27 protein-coding genes are annotated in these 25,877 nt (G+C 46.9%); 26 read left to right on the top strand and 1 reads right to left on the bottom strand.

The features are described 5' to 3' along the window. The first annotated feature begins 7 nt into the window (after nt 1–7). The 9 genes from H171_RS09235 (at nt 8) to mtnA (ending at nt 11,404) form a co-directional block, all read left to right on the top strand. The gene (locus H171_RS09235) at nt 8–1,414 is read left to right on the top strand and encodes a class-II fumarase/aspartase family protein (protein WP_100304867.1); all 1,407 of its coding nucleotides are present in this window, start codon (nt 8–10) and stop codon (nt 1,412–1,414) included. An 82-nt stretch (nt 1,415–1,496) separates the two neighbouring features. Continuing rightward, nucleotides 1,497–2,819: a family 4 glycosyl hydrolase gene (locus tag H171_RS09230; RefSeq protein WP_100304866.1), complete on the top strand. Its 1,323-nt coding sequence runs from the start codon at nt 1,497–1,499 to the stop codon at nt 2,817–2,819. A 7-nt stretch (nt 2,820–2,826) separates the two neighbouring features. Further along, the gene (locus H171_RS09225; protein WP_100304865.1) at nt 2,827–4,011 is read left to right on the top strand and encodes an N-acetylglucosamine-6-phosphate deacetylase; all 1,185 of its coding nucleotides are present in this window, start codon (nt 2,827–2,829) and stop codon (nt 4,009–4,011) included. Further along, on the top strand, nt 4,012–4,758 hold the full coding sequence (locus H171_RS09220) for an HAD family hydrolase (RefSeq protein WP_100304864.1): 747 nt from the start codon (nt 4,012–4,014) through the stop codon (nt 4,756–4,758). It begins immediately after the preceding gene. Between the two features lie 481 nt (nt 4,759–5,239). Continuing rightward, on the top strand, nt 5,240–6,418 hold the full coding sequence (locus tag H171_RS09215; RefSeq protein ID WP_100304863.1) for a sugar ABC transporter substrate-binding protein: 1,179 nt from the start codon (nt 5,240–5,242) through the stop codon (nt 6,416–6,418). A gap of 42 nt (nt 6,419–6,460) precedes the next feature. Further along, on the top strand, nt 6,461–7,972 hold the full coding sequence (locus tag H171_RS09210) for a sugar ABC transporter ATP-binding protein (protein WP_100304862.1): 1,512 nt from the start codon (nt 6,461–6,463) through the stop codon (nt 7,970–7,972). Nucleotide 7,973: 1 nt separating this feature from the next. Further along, nucleotides 7,974–8,993 carry an ABC transporter permease gene (locus tag H171_RS09205; protein ID WP_100304861.1) on the top strand — a complete coding sequence of 340 codons (1,020 nt, stop codon included), beginning with the start codon at nt 7,974–7,976 and terminating at the stop codon, nt 8,991–8,993. Between the two features lie 33 nt (nt 8,994–9,026). Continuing rightward, the gene (mtnK, locus tag H171_RS09200) at nt 9,027–10,259 is read left to right on the top strand and encodes an S-methyl-5-thioribose kinase (protein WP_100304860.1); all 1,233 of its coding nucleotides are present in this window, start codon (nt 9,027–9,029) and stop codon (nt 10,257–10,259) included. A gap of 38 nt (nt 10,260–10,297) precedes the next feature. After that, nucleotides 10,298–11,404 carry an S-methyl-5-thioribose-1-phosphate isomerase gene (gene mtnA, locus H171_RS09195; protein ID WP_100304859.1) on the top strand — a complete coding sequence of 369 codons (1,107 nt, stop codon included), beginning with the start codon at nt 10,298–10,300 and terminating at the stop codon, nt 11,402–11,404. 75 nt (nt 11,405–11,479) lie between these two features. Here the strand turns inward: mtnA and H171_RS09190 are convergent, their stop codons facing one another. Further along, a complete protein-coding gene (locus H171_RS09190) occupies nt 11,480–12,247 on the bottom strand; it encodes a DeoR/GlpR family DNA-binding transcription regulator (RefSeq protein ID WP_100304858.1) in 768 nt (255 codons plus the stop codon). A gap of 270 nt (nt 12,248–12,517) precedes the next feature. Here H171_RS09190 and H171_RS09185 point away from each other — a divergent pair, with 270 nt between their 5' ends. The 17 genes from H171_RS09185 (at nt 12,518) to H171_RS09105 (ending at nt 25,875) form a co-directional block, all read left to right on the top strand. Beyond that, a complete protein-coding gene (locus tag H171_RS09185) occupies nt 12,518–13,471 on the top strand; it encodes a class II aldolase/adducin family protein (protein ID WP_100304857.1) in 954 nt (317 codons plus the stop codon). 9 nt (nt 13,472–13,480) lie between these two features. Further along, on the top strand, nt 13,481–14,902 hold the full coding sequence (locus H171_RS09180) for an aldehyde dehydrogenase family protein (RefSeq protein WP_100304856.1): 1,422 nt from the start codon (nt 13,481–13,483) through the stop codon (nt 14,900–14,902). Nucleotides 14,903–14,918: 16 nt separating this feature from the next. Beyond that, nucleotides 14,919–15,257 carry a BMC domain-containing protein gene (locus H171_RS09175; RefSeq protein ID WP_025232809.1) on the top strand — a complete coding sequence of 113 codons (339 nt, stop codon included), beginning with the start codon at nt 14,919–14,921 and terminating at the stop codon, nt 15,255–15,257. A 6-nt stretch (nt 15,258–15,263) separates the two neighbouring features. Continuing rightward, nucleotides 15,264–15,542, top strand: coding sequence for a BMC domain-containing protein (locus H171_RS09170; protein ID WP_025232810.1), 279 nt, complete (start codon nt 15,264–15,266; stop codon nt 15,540–15,542). 21 nt (nt 15,543–15,563) lie between these two features. Beyond that, nucleotides 15,564–15,923, top strand: a complete 360-nt coding sequence (locus tag H171_RS09165) for a BMC domain-containing protein (protein ID WP_100304855.1) — start codon at nt 15,564–15,566, stop codon at nt 15,921–15,923. Continuing rightward, nucleotides 15,924–16,223, top strand: coding sequence for a BMC domain-containing protein (locus H171_RS09160; RefSeq protein WP_025232812.1), 300 nt, complete (start codon nt 15,924–15,926; stop codon nt 16,221–16,223). A 36-nt stretch (nt 16,224–16,259) separates the two neighbouring features. Next, nucleotides 16,260–16,916 (top strand): phosphate propanoyltransferase, encoded by a 657-nt coding sequence (locus H171_RS09155; protein ID WP_100304854.1) that lies wholly within the window; start codon nt 16,260–16,262, stop codon nt 16,914–16,916. After that, nucleotides 16,913–17,173 carry a EutN/CcmL family microcompartment protein gene (locus H171_RS09150; protein WP_100304853.1) on the top strand — a complete coding sequence of 87 codons (261 nt, stop codon included), beginning with the start codon at nt 16,913–16,915 and terminating at the stop codon, nt 17,171–17,173. Before H171_RS09155 ends, H171_RS09150 begins: the two co-directional genes overlap by 4 nt. Before the next feature lie 29 nt (nt 17,174–17,202). Beyond that, entirely contained in the window at nt 17,203–18,327 is a 1,125-nt protein-coding gene (locus tag H171_RS09145; protein ID WP_100304852.1) for an extracellular solute-binding protein, read from the top strand. 21 nt (nt 18,328–18,348) lie between these two features. Continuing rightward, the gene (locus tag H171_RS09140; protein WP_100304851.1) at nt 18,349–19,683 is read left to right on the top strand and encodes a CoA-disulfide reductase; all 1,335 of its coding nucleotides are present in this window, start codon (nt 18,349–18,351) and stop codon (nt 19,681–19,683) included. A gap of 31 nt (nt 19,684–19,714) precedes the next feature. Beyond that, nucleotides 19,715–20,527: a CoA transferase subunit A gene (locus H171_RS09135; protein ID WP_100304850.1), complete on the top strand. Its 813-nt coding sequence runs from the start codon at nt 19,715–19,717 to the stop codon at nt 20,525–20,527. A gap of 12 nt (nt 20,528–20,539) precedes the next feature. Further along, on the top strand, nt 20,540–21,265 hold the full coding sequence (locus H171_RS09130; RefSeq protein ID WP_100304849.1) for a CoA-transferase subunit beta: 726 nt from the start codon (nt 20,540–20,542) through the stop codon (nt 21,263–21,265). An 11-nt stretch (nt 21,266–21,276) separates the two neighbouring features. Next, entirely contained in the window at nt 21,277–22,440 is a 1,164-nt protein-coding gene (locus H171_RS09125) for an iron-containing alcohol dehydrogenase (protein ID WP_100304848.1), read from the top strand. 33 nt (nt 22,441–22,473) lie between these two features. Beyond that, nucleotides 22,474–23,487 carry a dihydroxyacetone kinase subunit DhaK gene (locus H171_RS09120; protein WP_100304847.1) on the top strand — a complete coding sequence of 338 codons (1,014 nt, stop codon included), beginning with the start codon at nt 22,474–22,476 and terminating at the stop codon, nt 23,485–23,487. 87 nt (nt 23,488–23,574) lie between these two features. Continuing rightward, nucleotides 23,575–24,192 (top strand): dihydroxyacetone kinase family protein, encoded by a 618-nt coding sequence (locus tag H171_RS09115; protein WP_100304846.1) that lies wholly within the window; start codon nt 23,575–23,577, stop codon nt 24,190–24,192. A 365-nt stretch (nt 24,193–24,557) separates the two neighbouring features. Continuing rightward, on the top strand, nt 24,558–24,917 hold the full coding sequence (locus H171_RS09110) for a PTS transporter subunit EIIB (protein WP_100304845.1): 360 nt from the start codon (nt 24,558–24,560) through the stop codon (nt 24,915–24,917). Beyond that, nucleotides 24,835–25,875, top strand: a complete 1,041-nt coding sequence (locus tag H171_RS09105; protein WP_100304844.1) for an MFS transporter — start codon at nt 24,835–24,837, stop codon at nt 25,873–25,875. Before H171_RS09110 ends, H171_RS09105 begins: the two co-directional genes overlap by 83 nt. The last annotated feature ends 2 nt before the right edge of the window (nt 25,876–25,877 follow it).

Below are 25,877 nucleotides of genomic sequence, written 5' to 3'. Positions count from 1 at the left end.
GTGTACGATGAGAGCTTTCTATGATTCTAAGAGTAAACTGGATGACAGAGGAATTAAAAGACTGTTAAGTGAAACGTTCAAATATGAGACGTGGCTGAAGGTGGAGGCTGCTCTGGCTCTTTCCCAGGCAGAGGAAGGCTTCATACCAATGGAAGCTGCTAGGGACATTGGGGCGGTTCGGTTTGAAGATCTGGATCTTGAGGAAATGGACCGGATCAAGGCAAAGGTGGGCCATGGGTTTGTCCCCTTTGTAAAGGTGCTGGTGAAAGCATGCAGTGATGAGGGCGGAAAATATGTTCACTACGGGGTTACTACCCAGAACATTCAGCAGACATCCCAGCTTTATATCGCAAAGCAGGTAAATTCTGTTTTCAAAAGCTTTCTTGCAGATATCCTTGAAAATCTGGGCAGGCTGGCCTTAGACCATGCAGATACAGTCATGGCAGGGAGAACCCATGGCAGGCATGCCATACCCATTACCTATGGATATAAGGTTTCCGTCTGGATCAGCGAGCTGATGAACACTCTGGAACGGCTGGAGGAAAGCGAGAAACGGGTGTTTGTAGCCATGATGGGAGGGGCAGTAGGGGGTTTTAATTCTACGGGTCTTGTTGGCCGTAAGATCCAGAATCGGGTTGCCCATAAACTGGGTATGGGCTCTATGGATGTGCCCAGCCGGAACATGAGTCAGATGAAACTGGAATATTTAATGAATCTGTCTCTTCTATGTAATACGTTTCACAAAATGGCGGAAGAGGTTTATTATACCGGCGTTGAAGAATTTTCTGAGGTCAGCGAATCCTTTACCCCGGGAACCATCGGCAGCTCCACCATGCCCCAGAAGATCAATCCCAAGTTGGCCAAGGGGATTATCGCCAATTCCCAGAAGCTTTACTCCCTTCCTTCTGTCGGGCTTTATTCTGCAGTGCGGATGTTTGAAGGGGACAGCAGCTCCTATATGCTGTTTGAAGGAATTATGGAGGAAGGCCTTCAGTTGACGACCGAGGTCCTTATAAGAGCCGAAGAACTAAGCCGCACCCTGCGGATCAACAAAGAGCGGATGCTTAAAAATGTAAAATTAAATCAAGGCCTTGATAACAGCGAACTGGTAATGATGAATGTGGCTGAAAAAATAGGCAAGGACAGAGCTCATGAACTCATGTATGAAAAAGCCATGATGGTGGAGCTTGAAGGAAATGATTATTATCATGTGCTGACAGAGGATGAAACCCTTTCCTCCATGTTTACGGCAGATGAATTAAAATCCATGATCGACCCCGCAAACTACACAGGGCTTTGCAGCGTTCTTGCAGAGGAGATGGCCCAGAAGGCTCTTATAGGAGCAAAGAAGCTGAAGGAAAGACTGGAGTCAGAAAAGAAAAACGGCGTTACGGAAGCTGCGGCTGGCGAATAAAAAGCAGTATTTATTCAAACAAGGGGATGCGGCAGTGATTTGCGGCATTCCCTTTCATGATTAAGAATACAAGGAGAGTAACATGAGAAAACAACATGTGATTACAATTTCCGGAGCGGGGAGTGCCCGCGTTCCGGCACTTGTGGGTACGCTGGTCAATTATAAGGAACGTTTTCCCCTTTCTAAAATTATCTTTTATGATATAGATAAAGAACGCATGGGACTAATGGAGGCTTACGACCGTCTGGTATTAAAATCCTATTATCCGGAATGTGAGGTGGTATTTACAACGGATGAGGATGAAGCTTACAGGAATGTTGACTTTATCTTCTGTCAGATGCGGGTAGGAAAGACAATGATGCGCTCCCTGGATGAAAAGATTCCCCTGCGCTACGGACTGGTTGGACAGGAGACCTGCGGTCCCGGCGGATTTGCTTACGGAATGCGTTCTCTGGGAGCCATGAAGAAGATGGTGGAAAAGGTCCGTTCCTATTCTAAGGATACCTGGATTTTAAACTATACTAATCCTGCCGCTATTGTAGCATTGGGACTTGACAGGCTGTTTCCTGATGATAAGCGTATTTTAAACCTGTGCGACCAGCCTTTTTCCCTGATGAAGAGCTACTCCAAAATTCTTGGAGTGCCTCAGGAAAGCCTTCGGGCACGTTACTTTGGACTGAATCATTTCGGGTGGTTTACGGAGCTTACGGACAGGGAGGGAAATGATTACTTTGACACGCTGCGTTCTTATTTAAAAGATCACGACTTTAAGCCCTTTAATGCGGAACAGCGTTCAAAATCATGGCTGGATACCTATGTAAGGGTGAACAAATACATGAGATTAATGGATGAATATATCCCTACCACCTATATGCAGTATTACATGTTTCCCGATGAAATCGTGGAGGAAAGCGACCCGGATTACACCCGTGCCGATGAATCCCGGGATTCCAGGGAAAAGGAAGTGTTTGAACTTTGCGCCAGGGCTGCCAGGAAAGATCACATGGATGGACTGGAAATGCTGACCAACAGTGTGTTTGGAAATCTGATGGTGGAGGTTGCGGAATCCATTGCCTATGATCTGAATAAGGAATTTATTGTGATGGTGAAAAACCAGGGGATCATTGATAATTTTGAACCCGAGGCAATTGTAGAGGTAGCAGGGACCATTGGAAAAGACGGAGCAAAGGGGTATCCCTTTGGGCCCATAAAGCCTTATTACAAGGGACTGATGGAAGGACAGTATGCCTATGAGCTTCTGACTGTGGAAGCATTTTTGGAAAAAGATTATACTAAGGCATTGATGGCACTGACGCTGAACCGTACGGTTGTAGACCCTTCCAAGGCAAAAGCGGTGTTAGATGACCTAATGGCTGCAAATAAAGATTATTGGACGTTAAGGTAGGTGGATTATGGTACTTTATTCAAAGCATATCATTCTTGAAAACCAGGAATTTGACGGATTTTTAGAGATGGAACATGGGAAAATAAAGGCGCTGCATAAGGATTATATAGGGCAATACGAAGACTTTTCTGATTTTGTTATCTTGCCTGGATTCATTGATATCCATATCCATGGCTGGGCAACAGGCTCTTTCTGGTTTGAGAAGAGTGCAGACGCATTAAAAGAAATGTGCCGCACCCTTCCCTATGCAGGAGTTACTTCTTATTTGGCGACCTCGGGAGCGGATACCATATCGGAAATCGGGCGCTGTATCAAGGCTGCGGATGATGCCTATGAGGCGGATTATCCGGGAGCTGAGATGGTAGGAGTTCATCTGGAGGGACCTTTTATCAATCCCCTTTACCGGGGGATGCAGAGGGAAGAATGCTGCATTCTTCCAAGCCTTAAGGTGATGGAGGAAATCTATAACAGCTTCCGGAACAAAGAACTTTGCCGGTATATGACCATTGCGGTAGAGCAGGAGGGGGCAAGAGAGGTACTGGAATTCTGCAAAGAGAAGGGAATACAGACCTCTGTAGGCCACAGCGGGGCTACCTTTTCCCAGATCAAAGAGATAAAGGATGCCGGCCTCGGCGGTTTTACCCATACCTTCAGCGGAATGCGTGGATTCCATCACCGGGAGCTGGGAGTGGCGGGCGCCGCACTTTATTTTGATGATATGATGTGTGAATTTGCCAAGCAGACAGGTATGACTGTGTCTCATGAAGCCTTTGACATCGCTTTCCGGATCAAAGGCAGCAAACGCATGATCATGACCACGGATTGCAGCGGCCTTGCCCAGACCCGGACGGAATTTGATCATTATGTCAGGAAAATGAAATTTATAAAGGAGGGAGATAAGGTACGGATATCTCACTATGACGGCAGAGAGGAATGGATGGACCCAAAGGATTATCAGGCAGTCAGAGAACTGGAGTTAAGTTACATAGGTTCCATACAAAACATGGCCAGACATACCTCTGTGGATTGGTTCGATATCATGAGAATGACCAGCTTAAATCCGGCCCGGTATATTCATGCAGATGACAGAAAGGGCAGCATTGAACCCGGCAAGGATGCAGACCTAACAATCGTAGATTCAGATTTGAATCTGGTTAGCGTATTTTGCCGTGGAAAGGAGATACGGGAATAGATGAAATGTGCTGTAAGTGACTTTGACAGGACCTTATATATAGATGGCTGTATTAGTGCCAAAAACTTAAACGCGGTTGGTGATTGGCAGGCAGCAGGAAACCGGTTTGTCATTGCCACAGGACGCAATGAATCTTCAGTCCGTGTGTTTTTGGAGAAGTATTCGATAAAGCCTGATGCCCTTATATTAAACAATGGCGCTCTCTTGTTAGATGAAACAGGAAAAGAGCTGTTTTGCAGGACCATAGATGATCATACGGCTAGAGAAGTGCTTTGGTACCTTCACGGTCTTGGTGAAGAAGGAAGCGGTGTATCCATGCGAAACGGAAAGGTGAATGTGCTATCAAGTTCCGGAGCTACCACCCAAAAGCCCTGTAACGGGCAGATTTCCATAGACCGGATCCATTGCCTGAAAGAGATCATCCAGATTCACAGGCGCAGGCAGGATGTGCAGTGGATCCGAATGCTGTGTGCCCGGCTGAACGAACGGTTCCCTTTGATATCCGCTTATGCCAATGTCTGGAATGGGGATATTGTGGCTAAGGGCGTGAACAAGTCGGCGGCTGTGGATTGGATCTCCGGGTATTGGGGCGGGTTTGATGAAATAAGAACCATAGGCGATAGTTTCAATGACTTACAGATGATTAAGGATTATGGCGGTGCAACTCTGCGAAGCGGGGATTCTGAGGTTCAGGCAGCTGCCTCGTTGATTGTAGAAGATGTTGCAGAATATTTATCAATGCATTAAAGGACGTCATAAATAACCTTTGAGAGGCTGAAGGTGCAGCCTGTACGGATTTTCCTTAAGGATTCATATAGAATGGTGATAGAGGGAAACAGTTACCTGCCGGTTAGAACCAGTTTTTTACTGGATCTGGCCTGCAGGCTGCTGTTTCCCTCTTTTTCACTGGTGAAAATACAACTATTACTTTACTTTAAACATAAGTAAAACATTGATGAGTTTGATTGCAAATACTTTTTATTAGTTTAATACTATTTCGTATGGAAGAAAATGGGTCGATATATATAATAATGAAAAATACATCCTGAATAGGACATAAAACAACATAAAACACAATGAAATACAGTATAAAACAAAATAAATAAATAAAATCAAATAAAAATATTGCAAAACCGGATACAATATGCTACAATTTCTACAGGAAGGACAGGTTGGGTGTGTCCGGAATAGAAAACTATATTTTATATCTTTAAAGGAGGTTTACTTTATGAAAAAGAGGTTAGCAATGGTGCTTGCAGCAGCAATGGTATTGTCAACAACTGCATGCGGCAGCAGCGGCACAGCAGCAACAGCTGCACCGGCATCCACAGAAGCAAAGACGGAAGCAGCTAAGACGGAACCGGCGACTACAGCGGAGAAGGTTGAAAACGCCCAGTCCACAGGCTCTCTTGCAGGAAAAAAGATCGCCGTTGTGCGGAACCTGGCAGCAGGAGACCATACCCAGCAGTTTTTAGATGGCTGTGTATCCGAGGGGAAGAAGTTTGGCTGGACCGTAGACACTTTTGTGACAGACGGCGATGATGCAAAGGCTCAGGAGACAGTAGCTCAGGTTATTGCAAAAGATTATCAGGGAATTATCGTATCTCACGGACAGCTGTCTTATTCCTATGATATGTTAAAGCCTGCCAGAGACAAAGGCATGGAGGTTGTTACCTTTGATACCATGCCATTTAAGGGCGGAGATGCAAGCGGCGAGCTTCTTTCCGGAGTAACTTCCACCGCTCAGAACGATCAGGCGCTGGCCGAGCTTTCCCTTGGCTACATGATGAAAGAGTTTGAAGCAAAAGGCGGAAAGTACCCTATGAAAGTTTTAAAGACCTTCATGGGCCCTGGAATCCCTCCGTTAGACAGACGTAACGAAATCTATACCAAGCTGGAAGCAGAAGGCAAGATCCAGACCCTGGAAGTGATTGCGCCATCTGATTCAGCCAATGCCCGCGGCGATATGACCAACAAGACAGCTGCTATTCTTCCTAAATATCCGGAAGGTTCCGTAGATGCCATCTGGGGCTGCTACGATGAGCTGGCAAAGGGTGTATTACAGGCATTGAACGACGCTGGACGTACCGATATCCCAATGTACACCATTGATGTATCCAACGATGACATTCAGTTAATGGTAAAGAATCCTGACGTGTGGAAATCTACTGCAGCCGTTGATCCGAAACTGATCGGTATTGTAGATGCCCGTCTTTTGGCTCTTAAATTTATGGGAGAAGAAACACCGGATTACTTTAACCTAAATGCATGTAACATTGAAACAACCCAGCTCAATGCTCAGACAACCATGAGTGATTTGAGCAGCATCATTGATGGATGGGGCGATGCCGAAGATCCTAAGGGCGCACTATATACTGATACAATCAAGAACAAATATGTAAATTAAAGAAACGCTCTGTATTCATTACATAATTAAGGAAGAGATGCCATGACCGAAGTAAAACTTGAAATGAAAGATATATCCATCGAATTTCCTGGAGTTAAGGCTTTGGATGGAGTTGATTTTGGTCTGAAAAGTGGTACGATTCATGCGCTTGTGGGTGCTAATGGCGCAGGTAAGTCCACCTTAATGAAAGTGCTTGCCGGTGTCAATACGCATTATACAGGACAAATTTACGTTGGAGGGGAACCGGTGGAAATCCGGTGCCCCAAAGACGCTAAAAATCTTGGGATAGAAATCGTATTTCAGGAAGTTGACACCGCGCTGATTCCCTATCTGTCCGTGGCTGAGAATGTAATGTTCAACACGCTGGTCAATAAAATGGGGCGAAAGCAAATCGTGCACTGGAAAGAGATCAGGCAGGCAGCAGAAACGGTATTAAAGAAATTAAATGTAGAAGTGGATATTAATAAACAGGTATCAGGACTTACCCTGGCGCAAAAACAGATGGTTCTCATAGCCAGATGCGTGGCGGAAAAGTGCAGGTTCCTGATTTTGGATGAACCCACGGCCCCTCTTTCCAATTCCGAGACACTGGAATTGTTCCGGGTGGTGCGTGAGCTGGCGAAAGAGAATGTGGGAGTGGTGTTTATTTCCCACCGATTAAGTGAGCTTTACGAGATTTGTGAAAATATTACCATTATGAGAGACGGCAAACTGGTGACTGAACTGCCGCTTTCTAAAGAACTGGAAGTAAATACTCTTGTCGAATATATGTTAGGCCGTAGCTATGAGGATAATTACATCAAGAAAAAGTGCGAGATCGGCGGGCCGTTGCTTGAAATAGAAAACCTCTCCGAAAGGGAAGGGAAAGTAAAAGATATCAACATGACCGTTTGCAAAGGAGAGATTATCGGAGTAGCAGGATTGGTGGGCGCTGGCAAGACAGAGCTTTGCAAGACCCTGTTTTCCGCTTACCAGCAGTCAGGCGGCACCATGAAGTTAAACGGAAAAGTGATCAAGGCAAAAGGGCCTACCCAGGCCGTGAAGCATGGGCTTGCACTGGTTCCGGAAGAGCGGAGAAAAGAAGGCGTCCTGATTTCGGACCCGGTTGTCTCCAATATCTCTGTGGCAGCCATGGAAAAATATACGAACCGGCTTTCTGTAGTAAACAAGAAGCGGGAAAAAGAGGACGCCAAAAATATGATACGCGGCCTTGGAATCAAGACCCCATCCGAGAACCAGGTTGTTGCCCTGCTATCCGGCGGAAACCAGCAAAAGGTGGTCGTTGGAAAATGGCTGAATAAGGATTCAGAGGTTTATATTTTTGACGAGCCGACCAAAGGGATCGACGTGGGAGCCAAGCAGGATATGTATGAGTTAATTGAAGGTTTGGCAGCCAGGGGAAAAGGTATAATTTATGCCACCTGCGAATTCCAGGAAATATTAAGTATCTGCGACCGCATCTATGTGATGTATGACGGAGAAATTATTAAAGAATTAAACGCAGCAGATACGAACGAAAAAGAACTGCTTTACTATTCGACAGGAGGTAAATGATATGTCTGGGGCAGAGAAGGTAAAAAAGAAAAGGAACGTTGGGGATTTTGTGACAAAATGGGGTACCATCGCAACGATGCTTATCATGTTCATCCTGTTTACGTTTGGAAACTGGAGCAAGGATACGGGAACGAGCATGTTTCTTACCCAGTCTAATATGATCACGATCCTTCGTGCGGTATCCATCACCACCATCATTGCAATCGGTCTTACGTTTGCCCTGGCGGTAAACGGCATGGACCTTTCCATTGGAGCTACGGCTCAGTTTGCCAATGTTTTTGTTATGACGTGCTTTGTATGGCACAACATCAATATAGGTGTTTCCATCATTCTTACGGTACTCATATGCCTAAGCGTTGCAGTCATCAACAGTATTTTGATCGTAAAATTCAAGATACCGGATATGGTTGCGGCACTTTCCGTAATGTTTATGTATCAGGGAGTTTCCATGACCTATTCCAAGGGCGGCGCTATCACTGAGCGTATGACACGCGCCGATGGGACCCAGGCTCCCGGCCTAGTTCCCGAAGCCTTCCGGGCATTGGGAAAGGAACCATGGCTGATCATCATCATGATCTGTGTGGTGCTGTTTGCATACTTTTTCTTAAATTATACCAAACACGGCAGATACATGTATGCTGTAGGCGGAAATCCTGAGGCGGCCCAGCTTTCCGGTATTCCGGTAGCAAAGTATAAGATCCTTGCATACTTTCTGTCAGCTGCCTTTGCTTCGATCGGCGGAATCTGCCTGGCAGCACGTGTGGGAACGGCGCAGATTTCAGCAGGTGATGCCTACCTGATGCCATCTGTATGTGCGGCTTATATCGGGTTTTCTGTATTAGGTGCCGGAAAAGCCAATGCATTTGGTACCTTTGCGGGAGCGGTGCTTGTGGGTATGCTGGAGAATGGTCTTATCATGATGTCCGTGCCATATTATGCCATGAACATCATAAAGGGAGCAGTCCTTGCCATTGCCCTTGCCATGACCTATGCAAGCGGCAAGACAAAAAATGTAAACTAAAAACGTTATATTGATCAGGGGAAGGTGACAGGAATGTCTAAATACGACAGTTATTTTTTGATGAAAGCGGAAGAGGTACCGGATTATGTTAAGGAGAAGCTCACTTATTTTGATGCGGATGCCAGGCTGGAATGTAAGGAGATCGGAGACGGAAACTTAAACTATGTGTTTCGTGTAAAGGATCCTGCAAGCGGGAAAACCATCATCGTGAAGCAGGCAGGAGAAGCGCTTCGTATTTCAGCAGAAATGCATGTTTCCACCGACCGCGGAAGAATTGAAGCAAAGATTCTTGGGATCCAGGATTCTTATGCTCCGGGGCTGGTTCCAAAGGTTTACCTGTATGACGGAACCATGTGTGCCATGGTCATGGAGGATATGATCGGTCATACCATGATGCGTACCGGTCTGTTAAAACATGAGACTTATCCTAAATTTGCGGATCATGTGACCACTTTTATGGTTAATTCCCTTCTGCGTACAACGGATATTGTCCTGGGACACAAAGAGAAAAAAGAACTGGTTAAAAGCTTTATCAATCCGGACCTTTGCGAGATTTCAGAGGATCTGGTATACAGCGAACCCTTTATTGATTACAACCACAGGAACAATGTATTTCCACCCAATGCAGATTTTGTAAAGAAGGAACTGTACGAGGATCAGGCCTTGCATCTGGAAGCAGCCAAGCTGAAGTTTGAGTTCATGAACAATGCCCAGTCTCTGATTCATGGAGATTTACATACTGGCTCTGTGTTTATTAATAAAGAGCACACTTACATCTTTGATCCGGAATTCGCCTTCTTCGGACCTATGGGCTATGATATCGGCAATGTCATTGCAAATATGTTTTTTGCATGGTGCAACGGTGACGCCACCATTGAAGATGAAAAGGAAAAAGAGGAGTTCTGCGGCTGGTGCCTAAGTACGATCTCCGACATTGTGGACTTGTTCATTGAAAAGTACAACAAGGTCTTTGATGAGCACGTAACGGAAACCATGGCAAAGGTACCGGGATTTAAGGAATGGTATCTGGAAGGCATCCTTTCCGACACTGCAGGTGTAGCAGGACTTGAATCCATCCGCCGGACTGTAGGAATGGCTAATGTCATTGATATTACCACAATTCCTGACGAGGAAAAACGGGCCAGGGCCGAAAAGATCGTCATTACGCTGGCAAAGAATTATATAATGAACCGCCGCAGCTTCCGGAGCGGAGAAGATTATTTGAATGCAATTAAAGAGGCTATCGGTAAGTTTGGAAGCCGGTAATACGGGATTGAAAGCCGGTAACAAGAAAGGGATAACTAATGAGCGAAGAAACAAAAAAATCCATCATGGACTATGATACTGTTGCGCTAGATGAAGTGAACAATGCCCTGGTCATTATTGACCAGACACAGCTGCCGTATCATACGGAAATACTTTCCCTGACAAAACAGGAGGATATCTGGAATGCAATCTATCTTCTTCAGGTAAGAGGGGCACCTGCCATCGGTGTGGCGGCAGCGATTGGCATTTATCTGGCCGCACGGGAGATCAAAGCAGATCGTTTTGAAGATTTTTATGCAGAATTCCAAAAAGCAAAGGACTATCTAGATTCCGCACGTCCTACTGCCGTCAATTTATCATGGGCGCTGAAACGGATGGAACAGGTGGTTCTGAAAAATACAGAGAGGACTGTTCCTGAGATCGTTGAACTCCTTCATAAAGAGGCAATAGAGATCCGGGAAGAAGATATCTGGGTCTGCAAGATGATCGGAGAATATGGTTTGTCTCTTGTAAAGCCGGGCGACGGCCTTTTGACCCACTGCAATGCCGGGCAGTTAGCTACGGTAAAGTACGGAACTGCGACAGCTCCCATGTATCTGGGACACGAAAAGGGCTATGGCTTCCGCATCTTTTCGGACGAGACAAGACCCCTTCTTCAGGGCGCGAGACTGACCTCTTTCGAATTAAAGGAGTCTGGTCTTGATGTTACAGTGATTTGTGACAACATGTCAGCGACCGTCATGAGAAATGGCTGGGTCGATGCCGTATTTGTAGGCTGTGACAGGGTGGCTGCCAACGGTGATACTGCAAATAAGATCGGAACCTCCATGGTAGCCCTGGCAGCCAAACGCTACGGTGTGCCCATGTATATCTGCGCCCCAACCTCCACCATTGATATGAACACTCTTACCGGTAAGGAGATCCACATTGAGGAACGCCCGGCAGAGGAAGTGGTGGAGATGTGGTATAAAAAACGGATGGCACCGGAAGGCGTAAAGGTATTTAATCCTGCATTTGATGTGACGGATAATGATCTGATCGCAGGGATCGTGACGGAATACGGGATCGCCAGAGCACCCTATACAGAATCATTAAAAGAAATATTCAGGAAGAAGGAAGAAGCCCTGAAAGCAAAGGAAATGTAAGTAGTTGTTGCTGAACCTTACATAGGAAAAGAGGATGTCTCATAGGAACTGGGACATCCTCTTGCCAAAATCAGATTATGCTTCCGCGGCTTCAAGAAGCTCTACGTTGTTTTTTAAAAGATATTCTCTCCATTGTTCGTTCATCTGCTTGTCGGTGACCAGTCCTTTGATGGTTTCAAAACCGGATATCCGGATGAAGGAGGTTTTATCGAACTTGGAGTGGTCGGCGATCAGATACACATGATTGCTCCGGGTCATCAGTGTCTGGCGTATGGCGGCAATGGCTTCGTTGGAATCGGTGATTCCATGTTCTATGGAAACGCTTCTGCAGGACATGAAGGTCTTGTCTAAGTAAAAAGATTCTAGGTTCCGGATTGCTGTATTTCCTACAAAGGCTTTGTCCCGGGGGGTATAGGAACCTCCGATGGAAATGAGGCGGATATCTTCTTTGTCATAAAGTTCATTGATGATCAGCAGGGAGTTAGTTACCACGGTAAGGCGCATCCCCTGGAGAGCTTTTGCCAGCTGCAGGGATGTGGTAGAGGCATCTAAGAAAATGGAGTCGCCGTTGTGGATCACGGACAGGCATTTTTTTGCAATAGCCTGCTTGCTTTCCATATATGCGGTTTCCCGGATCGTTAATTCTACGTTATTCTCAACCCCATCTTGTATGAATGCACCGCCGTATGTTCTGGTCAGGAACCCGTCATCCTCCAATTGCTTTAAATCCCGCCGGATGGTTTCTTCGGTCACGGAGAAAATCTTGGAAAGTTCGGTCACCGTAACGCTTTTCTTTTCTAAAATAATATCTTTGATCTTGGCTTTCCTTGTTACTGCTAACATAGGCATATTCCTTTCTTTATGACAATAAATGATAATTAAAATAAAATGCAATACAAAACCATAAAAATCATGTGGTATATAAGTATATTGTATAATTTTTTTGCTTAAATGTAAAGAAGAAATAGTTGAAATAAAAATAAAACAGTAAAAACAGAAATAAAACAACATAAAACATTGACAAACAGACATAAAAATGGTAAAAATACAGTATAAAAGAGGAAAGTTCGGACAGGGAAAACATGTAGTTGTTTGGACTTTGGAGGTAAAGATATGATGACAGTTCAAGGCGTAAAGTACATGTCTGATTTTGAGGCCAAAAAGGCAATTTTGGATATCGGCAGACGTATGTACGAAAAGGGCTTTGTAGCCTCGAATGATGGAAACATCAGCTGTAAGGTAGGACCCAACACCATCTGGACGACTCCGACCGGGGTATCAAAGGGATTTATGACACAGGATATGCTGGTGAAGATGGATTTGAACGGAAAAGTGCTGATGGGAAGATGGAAGCCCTCCTCAGAAGTAAAGATGCATTTAAGGGTTTATAAGGAAAATCCAGATGTGCAGGCAGTTACCCACGCCCATCCTTTGGTGGCGACCAGCTTTGCCATTGCCGGGATCAGTCTGGATGCCGCAGTCCTTACGGAAGCGGTTCTGGGGCTTGGGTCTATCCCGGTTGCAAAATACGCCACACCGGGTACAGAGGAAGTTCCTGATTCCATTGCGCCCTTTGTGAAATCTCACAATGGCGTGCTTCTTGCAAACCACGGAGCGCTGACCTGGGGAAAAGATATTCACCAGGCGTTTTACAGGCTGGAATCCATTGAATATTACGCGACCATATTGATGTATACAGGCAATATCATCGGACGCCAGAATCTGCTTTCCTGCGATCAGGTAGATAAGCTGCTGGATATCCGGCATAAGCTTGGCATCACGGCTGGCGGGATTCCGCCTTGTTCCGTAGAAGTGACGAATATGAAGGATGTGATTACGGCAGCAGATGTCCGTCCGGCAGAGCAGACAGGGACGGTACTAAAAGGGGTAACATCCATTGTAAGGCCGGGAGAAAACCTGCCGGTCTCCAGCTGCGGCTGTACCGGCGTGACACAGAAGACCTTGACCATAGAGGAACAGAAGCCTGTGGAGGCGGAAGCTTTAGGTAAGGCAAAGAAGGAAATTATAGCCGAAGTAGTGAGAAGAGTGATAGAGCAGCTAAACTAGGAGGCAATCATGGAAATTGGGGCAAAAGAGATAGAACTGATTGTAAAGGAAGTGCTTGCAGGCATAGAGAGCAGAGGCGTAAAGCCATCTTATTTTCCCTCTCAAAGTGAAAATGGGGTATTTGAACGGGTAGAGGATGCCATTGCAGCGGCCCACACGGCCCAGCGTGAATGGGTAGAGCATTACAGGATAGAAGACAGACGGAGAATCATTGAAGCCATACGAATGACCGCAAAAAGCCATGCAAAAACCCTGGCAAAGATGGTTTGGGAAGAAACCGGCATGGGGCGCTTTGAGGATAAGATCCTGAAGCATATGGCTGTTATTGAAAAAACACCTGGCGTGGAATGTCTGACTACGGATGCCATTTCAGGAGATGAAGGACTGATGATAGAGGAATGTGCTCCTTTTGGGGTAATCGGAGCCATTACGCCGTCCACCAATCCTACCGAAACCATGATCAATAATACCATCAGTATGATAGCCGGAGGAAATTCCGTAGTGTTTAATGTCCATCCGGGAGCCAAGAGATGCTGCGCCCACTGCCTGAAGCTTCTTCATCAGGCCATTGTGGAAAACGGAGGTCCGGAAAATTTAATCACCATGCAGAAAGAACCTAACATGGAGGCCGTGGGCAAAATGACGGCTGATCCCAGAATCCGCCTTATGGTTGGTACAGGAGGAATGCCTATGGTTAATGCCCTGCTTCGCTCCGGAAAGAAGACCATCGGAGCAGGTGCGGGAAATCCGCCGGTCATTGTAGACGATACGGCGGATATAGATCTTGCGGCAAAAGAGATTTACCGTGGAGCTTCCTTTGATAACAACATTCTGTGTCTGGCGGAAAAGGAAGTCTTCGTCATGGAACGTGTTGCGGATGTGCTGGTGAATAAGATGGAAAAGGAAGGTGCATACCTGCTTAATTCCATGGAGTTAAATGAAATCCTTAAGTTTGCCATGATAGAAAAAGACGGTAGCTATGAAGTGAATAAAAAATGGGTTGGAAAGGATGCGGCCCTGTTTTTAGAAGCCATAGGCGTTTCCGGGCACAAGGATGTCCGGCTTCTGATCTGCGAGACAGACAGAAGCCATCCCTTTGTAATGGTAGAGCAGCTGATGCCCATACTACCCATCGTACGCTTAAAGACTTTTGAAGAATGTGTGGAGTGCGCGGTAGCGGCAGAGTCAGGCAACCGGCATACGGCATCCATGTTTTCCAGAAACGTTGAGAATATGACCAAATTCGGAAAAATTATTGAGACAACCATTTTTACGAAGAACGGCTCAACCTTAAAAGGGGTAGGAATCGGCGGAGAGGGCCATACGACCATGACGATCGCAGGTCCTACCGGAGAGGGTCTTACCTGTGCAAGAAGCTTTACCAGAAGACGTAGGTGCATGCTGGCAGAAGGAGGCCTGCGGATCATCTAGAGAGGGGAAGGTACATATGGCAATCGGCTTTTTGGAATGTGCAGGATATGGCGCAGTTCTTTATGCTATGGATAAGGCCTGTAAGGCAGCAAATGTGAGGATCATTGGGATCGACACCATCAATCCAAAGGATGCGACCGCATTCATTCCCCTTACGGTCCAGGTGAAATTTGAAGGCGGAATCGATGATGTGAAAGAGGCCTGTGAGGCAGCAAAAAGAGCGGCTCTTAAATTTAACAGTCCGGAAGAGGTTTTGGTAGAGATGATCGAAAAACCATATGAGGGAACAAAAGCGTTGTCTCATATAACAAAGGTATCATTCGAGGAAGAAAACATTATAAATTTCAGGAGGTAGCAGGATATGGCATCCACATCAATTGGGTTAGTTGAAACAAGGGGTTTGACGGCATCCATCGAAGCAGCAGATGCAATGTTAAAGGCGGCAGACGTTGAGCTTGTAGGGACCGAGAAAATCGGCTCCGGTCTGGTAACCGTCATTGTAACCGGAGAGGTAGGCGCGGTAAAGGCGGCCACCGAGGCAGGAGAGGCGGCAGCTTCCAGAGTCGGAGAACTGGTAGCAGTTCATGTGATTCCAAGGCCGCATCAGGATATTGACAAAATTTTACCAAGGATCAAATAGTCTTCAGCAAAGGTGGGCGTCATGAAAACAAACCGAAACGCCATAGGGGTTTTAGAAATCAATTATTATGCCAATACCGTAGTGGTGGTAGACCAGGCCTTAAAGGCGGCTGAAGTGGAAATCGTAAGCTGCCACAAGAAGCTGGGAGGAAGGATGTGCCACACAGTATTAGCGGGTGAGACCTCGGCGGTTCGTGCCGCAGTGGAGGCGGCCAGAGAGGCAGGGCGGATCGTGGGAGATGACAATGTAAAAGTATCCGTGTCCATCGAAAACCCTCATCCGGAGGTATTGAAGCTTTTAAATATGATAGACAGGCATGAAAACGAAAAGAATCCTGTAAAACCAGAGGAAGAAGAACACAAACTTAAGGAGGATAAGTAAATGGCAGAGACAGCAGTAAAAAAGGGAATGTTAGCACTGGGAATGATTGAGACAAGAGGCCTTACCGCATCGATCGAGGCAGCAGATGCCATGTTAAAAGCTGCGGACGTAGAAATGGTGGGAACTGAGAAAATTGGCTCCGGCCTGGTGTCGGTTATGGTTCAGGGAGACGTAGGAGCTGTCAAGGCGGCAGTGGAAGCAGGAGAGGAAGCGGCATCCAGAGTGGGAGAGGTAGTAGCAGTTCATGTAATCCCGAGACCGCATAATTCCATAGGCGGAATCCTTCCATTCCTTAAATAAAAAGAACAGGAAAATGTTTAAAGGCGGAGGCTTACAATGGAAAACAGGGAAGAACTGATTCAGAAGGTAACCTCACTGGTCCTGGATAACTGGAAGAGGCTTAGCACACAGCCTTACCAGGTTCCCGTAGGAATCTCGGCAAGGCATGTGCATCTGTCAAAGGAACATGTAGAAGCGCTTTTTGGAGCCGGATACCGGCTGACTCCCATGAAAGCATTAAGCCAGCCGGGACAGTTTGCCTGTGAGGAACAGGTTGCTGTCTCCGGTCCGGCAGGAACGCTTCCTAAGGTACGGATTCTGGGACCGGAGAGAAAACAAAGCCAGGTGGAAATGGCCTCCGGTGACTGCAGAATCCTTGGAATACAGCCACAGGTAAGATCATCGGGAGATCTAAAGGGAACTCCCGGGGTAATGCTTAAGGGGCCAAAGGGAGAAATCCTTCTGACAGAGGGCGTCATCATTGTGGACCGTCATATTCATATGACGCCGGAAGACGCCCGGTGGTTTGGGGTATCGGATCAGGACCGGGTAAGTGTTTCAGTAGATGGGCCAAAGGGCGGCGTGCTCGGCCATGTACTTATTCGTGTTACCCGTGACAGCAGGCTGGATTTCCATGTGGATACTGACGATGCCAATGCGTTCCAGTTAAAGCAGGGACAATGGGTAACCATTAGAAAGGAAGAGGCCAGGTGATATTAGGAACAATAATGGGAACTGTGGTTTCCACTAGAAAATGCAGGAACCTGGTTGGGTTCAAGCTTCTTTTGGTAGAACCATATTATGGAGATCATAAGGATACTTTTGTAGCGGCCGATACCATTGGTGCTGGGATTGGGGAACTGGTATTAGTAACCACTGACAATACGACTCAGTATGCGCTGGACCGTTCGGCACCTGTTGATGCCTATATCGTTGGCATCGTAGATGCGCCGCCGCAGCCGGGAAGGTAAGGCTTAACGTAATAGGAGAGGTAGTGCTTATGGAACAGGAAACGCTTAAGATTTTGGCAGTGGCAGATCCGGCGGTGGAAGGCTATCTGGATAAAGAACTGGGGATTATAGACGGATATGGTGGAAACGTTGATTTTCATATCGTGCCCTGGGCGGATTACTATCCGATGATGATGAAAGCATTTGCCGGAGAAGCAGATTATGACATTGTCATGGTTGCAGGCCATTTATGGCTTCGTGATTTTGTAGAAAACGGATACCTTTCGGAACTTGCGCTTGAGGAAGAAGATATCCTTCCGGTCATTGCAGAAGAAATGAAGTATAAGGGAAAGACGTATTTATCTCCCTCTTTCTGCGACGGACATATGATCGTCTACCGTAAAAGCCTGCTTGAACAGGTACTGGGGAAGGAACTTGGAAGCGTCATCACTCCCCAGGAATACATAGAAACGGCAAAAGCTTACAAGGCGGCCTGCGGGGAACGGGCAGTAGCCATGAAGGCTGATAAGTCTGAGATATTTACCGATGCCCTTCCCTTCCTGCGCATGTACGGAGGAGATGCTTATGATCCCGATGGATCTGCGGCCTGCGGAAAGGAAGATGCGGTAAAGGGTCTGAAATCCTATGCGGAACTGAGATCCTGTGCAGTTGGCGGTACGGATAGATTCGGCAATGGGGAAATTGCAGAGGCTATCCGCCAAAAAAGAGCAGCTATGGCAGTTACCTGGAGCGGTCAGATGGGTGAAGTGTTTAAGGAAGGCTGTCTGGAACCAGAGGATCTGGGATTTTCCACTTTTTCCACGGCATGGAACGTGACCTGGTCCTTTGGAATCTGTTCAAGCTGCAGGAAAAAAGAAGCTGCAGAGGAATTTCTTTCGTACCTTCGGTCACCGGAGGTGGATCAGAAGGTGGGAAGAAAGAGTGGTGCTCCAGTAAGAAGAGGAAGCTATCTGAAAGGGGCCGGTGACTGCCCCTGGTTTCCGGTACAGCAGAAGATGATAGAACTTGCAAGACCCCTTCCCGATCTGTCAAAGGCAGGGGAGAAAAACGGAGTCCTTTATGAGAAAATCTTTGAGGCATTTTCCGGAAAAAAGACAGCAGAAGAAGCCATGAAGGAAGCCGGGCATAAGATAAATAGCATGACCGAACGGTAACGATATAATCAGGGAGAAAACATGAAGATTATTATAATTGGAGGAGTAGCGGCAGGAATGAGTGCCGCCTCCAAGATCCGCAGGGTCGACCCGGACGCGAAAGTAACGGTCTATGAAAAGGGAGGCTTTCTCTCTTATGGAGCGTGCGGACTTCCCTACTATGTAGGGGACTATAACGATGATTACCGCAAGATGATCGCCCGTTCACGGGAGACCTTCACTAAGATGGGCATAGAAACCTTCCTCCGCCACGAGGTACAATCCGTTGACGTGGAAAGGAAAGAGGTCCTTGTAAAGAACCTTGAAAACGGTCAGGAATTTACGGATTCTTATGATAAATTAATGATAGCTGTTGGGGCATCGGCTGTGGTTCCTCCCTTTCCGGGCAAGGAGCTTATGGGAGTCCATGTTCTTAAGTCCATGGAAGACGGCATCTTTTTAAAGGAATATGCAAAAATGCCGGAAGTCCAAAACATCGTCATCGTTGGAGGCGGATATATCGGAGTGGAGTGTGCGGAAGCATTTTTGAATCTGGGAAAGAATGTCCGTATGCTTGAGGCAGCGCCCAGAATCCTTATGCCCTTTGACGAGCAAATCGCTGCCCTGGCCCATGAGGAGTTGGTAAAGTCAGGGGTCCTTCTTAACACCGGAGAAAAGGTGGAAGGGTTTTATGGAGACGGTCTTTATGTAAAAGGTGTAAAAACAGATAAGGGAACCTACGATGCGGATCTGGTGATCGTTGCCGTGGGTGTCCGTCCCTGTACGGAATTTCTGAAGAACACAGGAATCACCATGGGGAAAAACGGTGGCCTCATTGTGGACCAGGAAATGAGAACCTCTATTCCGGATGTGTATGCGGCGGGAGACTGTATTTTAGTCTATAACGAAGTATTAGAGGAAGACAGCTTTTTGGCTCTTGGAACAGTTGCGAACAAATGCGGCAGAATCGCAGGCGCCAATTTAGCAGGGGGCCATGAAGCGTTTATCGGTGCCCTTGGGTCTGCGGCGATCAAGGTTTGCGGGCTGGAGCTTGGACGTACGGGTATGGGAGAAGGAGATGCCATACGACTAACTAAGGATTATAAGACTTTGGTTATCCAGGCCAATGACCATCCGGCGTACTATCCGGATCCAACGCCGATCACCATAAAGCTGATCTATGAAAAAGGTACAAAAAGGCTGCTTGGTGCACAGACCTGCGGACAAAAGGGGGCTGTTTTGCGGGCAGATGTATTTGCTGTGGCAATTCATTGCAGGATGACAACGGCAGAGCTTGGAATGACGGATCTCATTTATGCACCTCCCTTTTCCGGGGTATGGGATGCCATCCAGATTGCCTGCAATGCAGCGAAATAAAGGAGTGCAGGATAGAAAGTGAGGTCAGACCATGAGCAAAATAATGACTTTGCAGGAGGCGGCCGCCCGGATCTATGACGGAGATATTCTTGGCCTAGGCGGCAATGTGCTCCATCGGGCGCCCATGGCGATGGTACGGGAACTGGTGCGTCAGAAAAAAAGAGACTTAAAGCTGGTAAAGACAGCAGGAGCCATGGATGTGGACATGCTTTGTTTCGGAGGCTGTGTTTCCAGCGTAGATGCCGGCTTTATCAGCTATGAAAGTGAATATTCCCTGGCCGGACATTACCGCAGGGCCGTTGAAAGCGGAGCTGTCAAAGGGAACGAGCACGCCTGTTATACGGTGATCTCCGCGCTCCGTGCCGCCAGCTACGGAGTGGGATTCATGCCTGTAAAGGGGCTTGTGATCAGCGACTTAATCGATGCCAATGATTATTTCATACGGGTCGAGGATCCGTTTACAAAGGAGCCGGTGACAGTGGTAAAGGCCATAAGGCCGGAGGTTGCGGTTATTCATGTACAGGAGGCGGATGAAGAGGGGAACGCCAGGATCACAGGGCCATTATTTGAGGATGTCCTGTTTTCCAGGGCAGCCAAAAGGGTCATCCTGACAGCAGAGAATATCGTCCATGGATCTGCGTTTACCGGAAGTTCAAAAAAGGCGGATATTCCTCATTTTCTGGTGGAAGCAGTTGTCAGGGTCCCCAAAGGGGCTGCACCATGTTCTTGTCCGGGTTCTTATGATATTGACGGAAAGAATCTAAAGGAATTTAAAGGGCTGAAAGATTTGGACGGCCTGAATGTCTATTTAAAGGCATTTGAAAAGTCCGATTACAAAGGATAAGGGGGACATGGCATGATGGAAGAAAAAAACAGAGTCTGCGATATTATGGTCTGCGCCATGGCCCGCCTCATACCTGACGGCAGCAAGGTTTTTCACGGAGTATCCTCCCATATGCCCATGATTGCGCTGCTGCTTGCAAAAGCGCTTCATGCACCGGGAGCTGTACATTTGAATATCCCGGGAGGAACAGACCCGGATCCGGTGAGGCTTAAAAAGTATACCAGTGCAGGCCCGGAGCTTTTGGAACGTTCCACTTCATATTTTCCTTTAATGGAAGTATTTGACCTGGCCATGAGAGGGGGGTTAGATGTGGCATTCTTAAGCGGAATCCAGTTTGATTCCCATGGCAATGTCAATGCGTCGGTTATCGGAGATTACAAAAAACCAAAGGTGAGGATGCCTGGAGGAGCAGGAAGTGCTGTTCTTATACCAACGGCAAAGAGGGCGATTCTCTGGAGGACAAAGCATGATAAGCGCACCTTTGTGAATCAGGTGGATTTTGTAACTACCAGGGGAAATGTGGAACGGATCATCACCCCCTTATGCATCTTTAAAATGGAACATGGAGAAATGGTTCTTGAAACCATCCACCCAACTTCCAGCTTAGAGGAGGTACAGGAAAATACCGGATTTCCAATAAAATACTCCCATATCGCCTATACGCCCCTTCCTACAAAGGAAGAACTGAGCGCGCTGAAACGGATCGATCCGGGAGATTTCAGAAATATAGAATTCTAAGGAGGCCATTTATGGCACTTGAGAGGATCAATGCAGTAGGGACCAGTTTTTTTGGCCGCGGTTCCATCGGGCTGCTGCCGGATGAGCTTAAGAAACGGGGGTTTAAACGGGGACTTATCGTTACGGACCCCTTCCTGTATAAAAATGGTACCGGTGACAAAGTGGGAGCCTGTCTTTTAAAAGCCGGGATGGAATACGCCATTTACTACTTGGTTGAGCCCAATCCCACCACCATGGTTGTAGGTGACTGCCTGGAGGCTGCTAAGGCCCTGGAAGTGGACCTTCTGGTGGCTGTGGGCGGTGGCTCTGCCATAGATACGGCAAAGGCAGTCAGCATTGTGATGACAAACGGCGGTAAGGTGGAGGACTATGAAGGGGTAGAACGCTCTCTTAATCCAGGAATGCCCATAGTTGCGGTGAATACCACTGCGGGAACCGGTTCTGAGGTTACCTCGTTCTATATCGTGACCGACCCGGTGAGACATTCTAAAATGTGTATGGTAGACCCGAACTGTATGGTTACCATAGCCGTTAATGATGTGGACTTAATGATGAGCATGCCAAAAGCCCTTACGGCTTCCACAGGAATGGATGCCATGACCCATGCCGTTGAAGCGGCTGTGGCAAAACGGGCGACCCCATATACGGATAAGGATGCCCTTTGGGCAATGGGCGTGATTGGTACATACCTTCCGGAAGCGGTGGCTGACGGAAGCAATGAAAAGGCCAGGGAAATGATGGCTTATGCGGAATACAGCGCAGGCATGGCATTTTCCAATGCAGGTCTTGGCATGGTGCATGCCATGGCCCATTCTCTTGGAGGGCTTATGAACCTGCCTCACGGCATCTGCAATGCGGTTTTGCTGCCTTTTGTCATGGAATTTAATGGAAGCAGGCCGGAAGCCGCGGAACGGTATAAGAAGGTGGCAGAGGGACTTAAACTGCCTGGGGCGTCTGCCATGACAGGGGAACAGGCCGTGAAGGAAACGGTGGCCTGTATCAGGCGGCTGTCAAGAGAGGTTGGGATTACACAAAATCTTAAAGAGCTTAAGGTAAATCCTGAAGATTTTAAGGCTCTGGCAGAAATTGCGCTTAAGGATTCCTGTATGGAGGACAATCCATTTAGACCGACACTCCAGCAGGTCATAGAAGTGTATCGGAACGCATATGGTTGAACTGCAATAAATTGTGGGAAGGAGAAGGAATAAATGAAAAAACTGATTAATGTACCGGAAAACTATGTGAATGAGATGCTGGAGGGAATCTACCTTGCTCATCCGGACTATGTTACTTATACGGAAGGTGACTTGCGCTGTCTGGTTACCTCCAATAAGGTAGAGGGAAAAGTAGGGATTGCGACCGGAGGGGGTTCGGGGCATCTTCCTCTGTTTCTGGGTTATGTAGGAAAAGGGATGTTAGACGGCTGTTCGGTGGGAGATGTTTTCCAGTCTCCCAGCGCGGAGCAGATGCTTAATGTAACGAAACGCATTGATTCCGGAGCCGGTGTTCTTTATATTTACGGTAATTATAATGGGGATATCTTTAACTTTGACATGGCCGCAGAGATGGCAGATATGGAAGAGGATATCCATGTGGAAAGCGTTGTTGCAGGGGAAGATGTGGCATCTCCCAAGGCGGCTTCAGGAGAAAAGAACACCAGAAGAGGAGTAGCAGGCATCTTTTTTGTATACAAATGCGCCGGAGCAGCAGCGGCAGCCGGTAAGGATTTACAGGAGGTAAAACGGATTGCAGAGAAAGCGGCTGCCAATGTAAGGACCATGGGAGTGGCACTAACCCCCTGTACAGTACCAAGAGTCGGTCATCCGGGATTTGAGATCGGAGAGGATGAGATGGAAATCGGTATGGGAATCCATGGAGAGTCTGGAATCCGCCGGGGGAAACTGGAAACAGCAGATGAAATCACATCAGAAATGATGGAAAAAATCCTAGAAGATATTCCATACTGCGCCGGAGATGAGGTTGCGGTTCTGGTAAACGGACTGGGAGCTACTCCTCTTGATGAGCAGTATATTGTGGCAAGAAAGGTCAATCTGATTCTGGAAGAGAAGGGAATCAAGGTGCACCGTTATTATGTAGGTGAATATGTAACCTCCATTGAGATGGCAGGCTTATCCATTTCCCTTTTGAAAATGGATGAGGAACTGAAGGGCTATCTGGATGCTCCGGCTGATACACCATTCTTTAAGCAGGGAATTGTCTAAAGATCCGATTGGAGTAGATGGTATAAGCGCATATCGTTTGTCACGATTATTTATGCCGCCGGCATCAGCGGCAGAATGGAGGCTGATATGAACCAGCAGGAACTGATAGCCATGCTTGGCAGAATAAGTAAGATTATGGTGGAAAACCGAAACTACTTAATTGAACTGGACAGTGTTGTGGGAGACAGTGATCTGGGACTTACGATGACGGATGGATTCCAGGCGGCCTACGACGCGGTTTCGGATGGATCGGAGCCGGATCTGGGCAAGTTATTATACAAGGCAGGAAAGACCATGGGTAATAAGGTCCCTTCAACCATGGGAACGTTGATGGCAGCAGGACTGATGCGTGCCGGGAAGACACTAAAAGGAACGACAGAATTGTCCGGTGCAGATGTTGCTGATATGTTTGAAGCCTATGAAGCAGGTGTTGCTGATCTGGGTAAGGCAAAATTAGGGGATAAAACCTTTTTGGATGGATTTCATCCCGGAGTACAGATACTAAAAGCCGGAGTGGAAGCCGGAGTATCCCTTGAGAAAGCCTTTGAGGAAGCTGCAACAGCTGCATGGGATGGTTTTGAACATACAACGACAATGATAGCCGTTCATGGAAGGGCAGCAACAAGAGGAGAAGCGTCCCGCTCCTTAAAAGATCCCGGGGCTGCTGTGGCAGCTCTTATCATGAAGGCAGCTGCAGACATATAAAATGAATGACCGGAGCAAACGGACATGTTTTGCTCCGGTCATTCATTTTATTGATTGTTAGCAAAAACGCTTTATTTTTGTAAATAATAGACGATTTTTGCGTTGAAAAATTGGGAAAAATGCAGAAAAATTTAAAATTAGTTGCATCAATTTGCAAACAGTGTTATATTGTATTCAGTTGAGTACAACTAAATAGCAAAACAGGAAGACGTGTTACTGGTAATGCAGGCAAGATCGGATTGAGCAAAGAGTGATAAGGCTTATTATTTTTAGCCTTATGATTTGTATCGCTTGGTCGGGTCTTTTTTATTTTGTCATTTCGGCCGGGTGATAAGATATGATAACACTTGAAAGGGGTTTGGAAAATGAATTATAATCAAATAGCCAAAGACATTATAACAAATGTCGGCGGTTCTGATAACATAAGGGGACTCACCCATTGTTTTACCAGATTAAGGTTTGAATTAAGAGATACAAAGAAGGCAAAGAAAGAAGTAATTGGACAACTGGAAGGTGTTATCTCCGTAGTTTCCTCCATGTTTACTCCCATGGTTCCGGCGATCGCAGCCTCCGGACTTTTAAAGGGTCTTTTGACCATCGCAAGAATTACTGCCTCCAATCACCGGCAGCGTATTTACCGGAATGGTGGTGGGGGCTTATGGAATTTCCCAATTGGTGTTAAGGTTTCCCATAGGCCTTTGCGCAGATTCTGTTGGCAGACATAAATATTTTATAATGGCAGGAGCGATAGCCTCTGGAACCGCATCTGTTTTCCGGGTATTCTGGTGCAATGGCACAGGTTTTCTGGTTGCCAATTTCTTCTCCGGACTGGCTTCTGCCATGTGGATTTCCTATATGGTGTTCTATACCTATCATTTTTCTGCAGGAGATCAGCAGGCTGCCACCAGCCGGATCGTACTGTTTAATAATTTTGGAATGCTTCTTGGCTTTCTGTGCAGTACAATCAGCTATCATCGCATCGGCATGGCGGGAATCTGCATGTTGAGCATGTGCGCGGGCCTGATGGCTTTTCTTCTTTCAATTGGAATTAAAGAGACGGCTGTTAAACCCTGTATACATAAGAAAAGAGAACTGCTATCTGTCTGCAATTTCAGGCACTTATGGCTGTTCTCTTTCCTGGCTCTGATTCAACAGGGGATCCAGCTGACGACTGCCATGTCGTTTACGAACCAGATATTAAAAGAATTGGGCGCATCGGACGTAATTGTGGGGATATCCTCTGTGATCTACATGATATCATCCGTAGGGTTTGCGGCTTTCGCAGCTTCCGGGACCTGCAGCCGGAAAGGCCCAAGGTTCTGGATTCCGCTGGTTTTTGCTGTTGTGGCTTTCTATTGTATCCTGGTTCCGGCCGCAGGGAGCATACCTGTGCTTTTGCTGCTGCAAATATTACCGGGGATGTCCACTGGTATCTTGTTCTCGTTTGCAACCTCGGAAGCAATGCGCGGCATTCCGGCCGGCAGCAAATCTACGGCCATGGGAATGTACCAGGCTATATATGCACTGGGCATGACAACCTTCCCGATCTTTACCGGGGCGCTGGTCGTCAGAGCAGGTATACAGACCGGGTATTTGCTGCTGGCCGGGATTGCCTGCCTGTGTGGAATAGGGGCAGTAGTGTATTATAAAAAAATAGCTGCCAACCATGGGTTAGACAGCTAAAG

It is taken from the genome of [Clostridium] celerecrescens 18A (assembly GCF_002797975.1).
Classification (GTDB): Bacteria; Bacillota; Clostridia; order Lachnospirales; family Lachnospiraceae; genus Lacrimispora; species Lacrimispora celerecrescens.
Note: the sequence above shows the minus strand (reverse complement) of the source record. Positions and strands in the feature narration are given on the sequence as shown.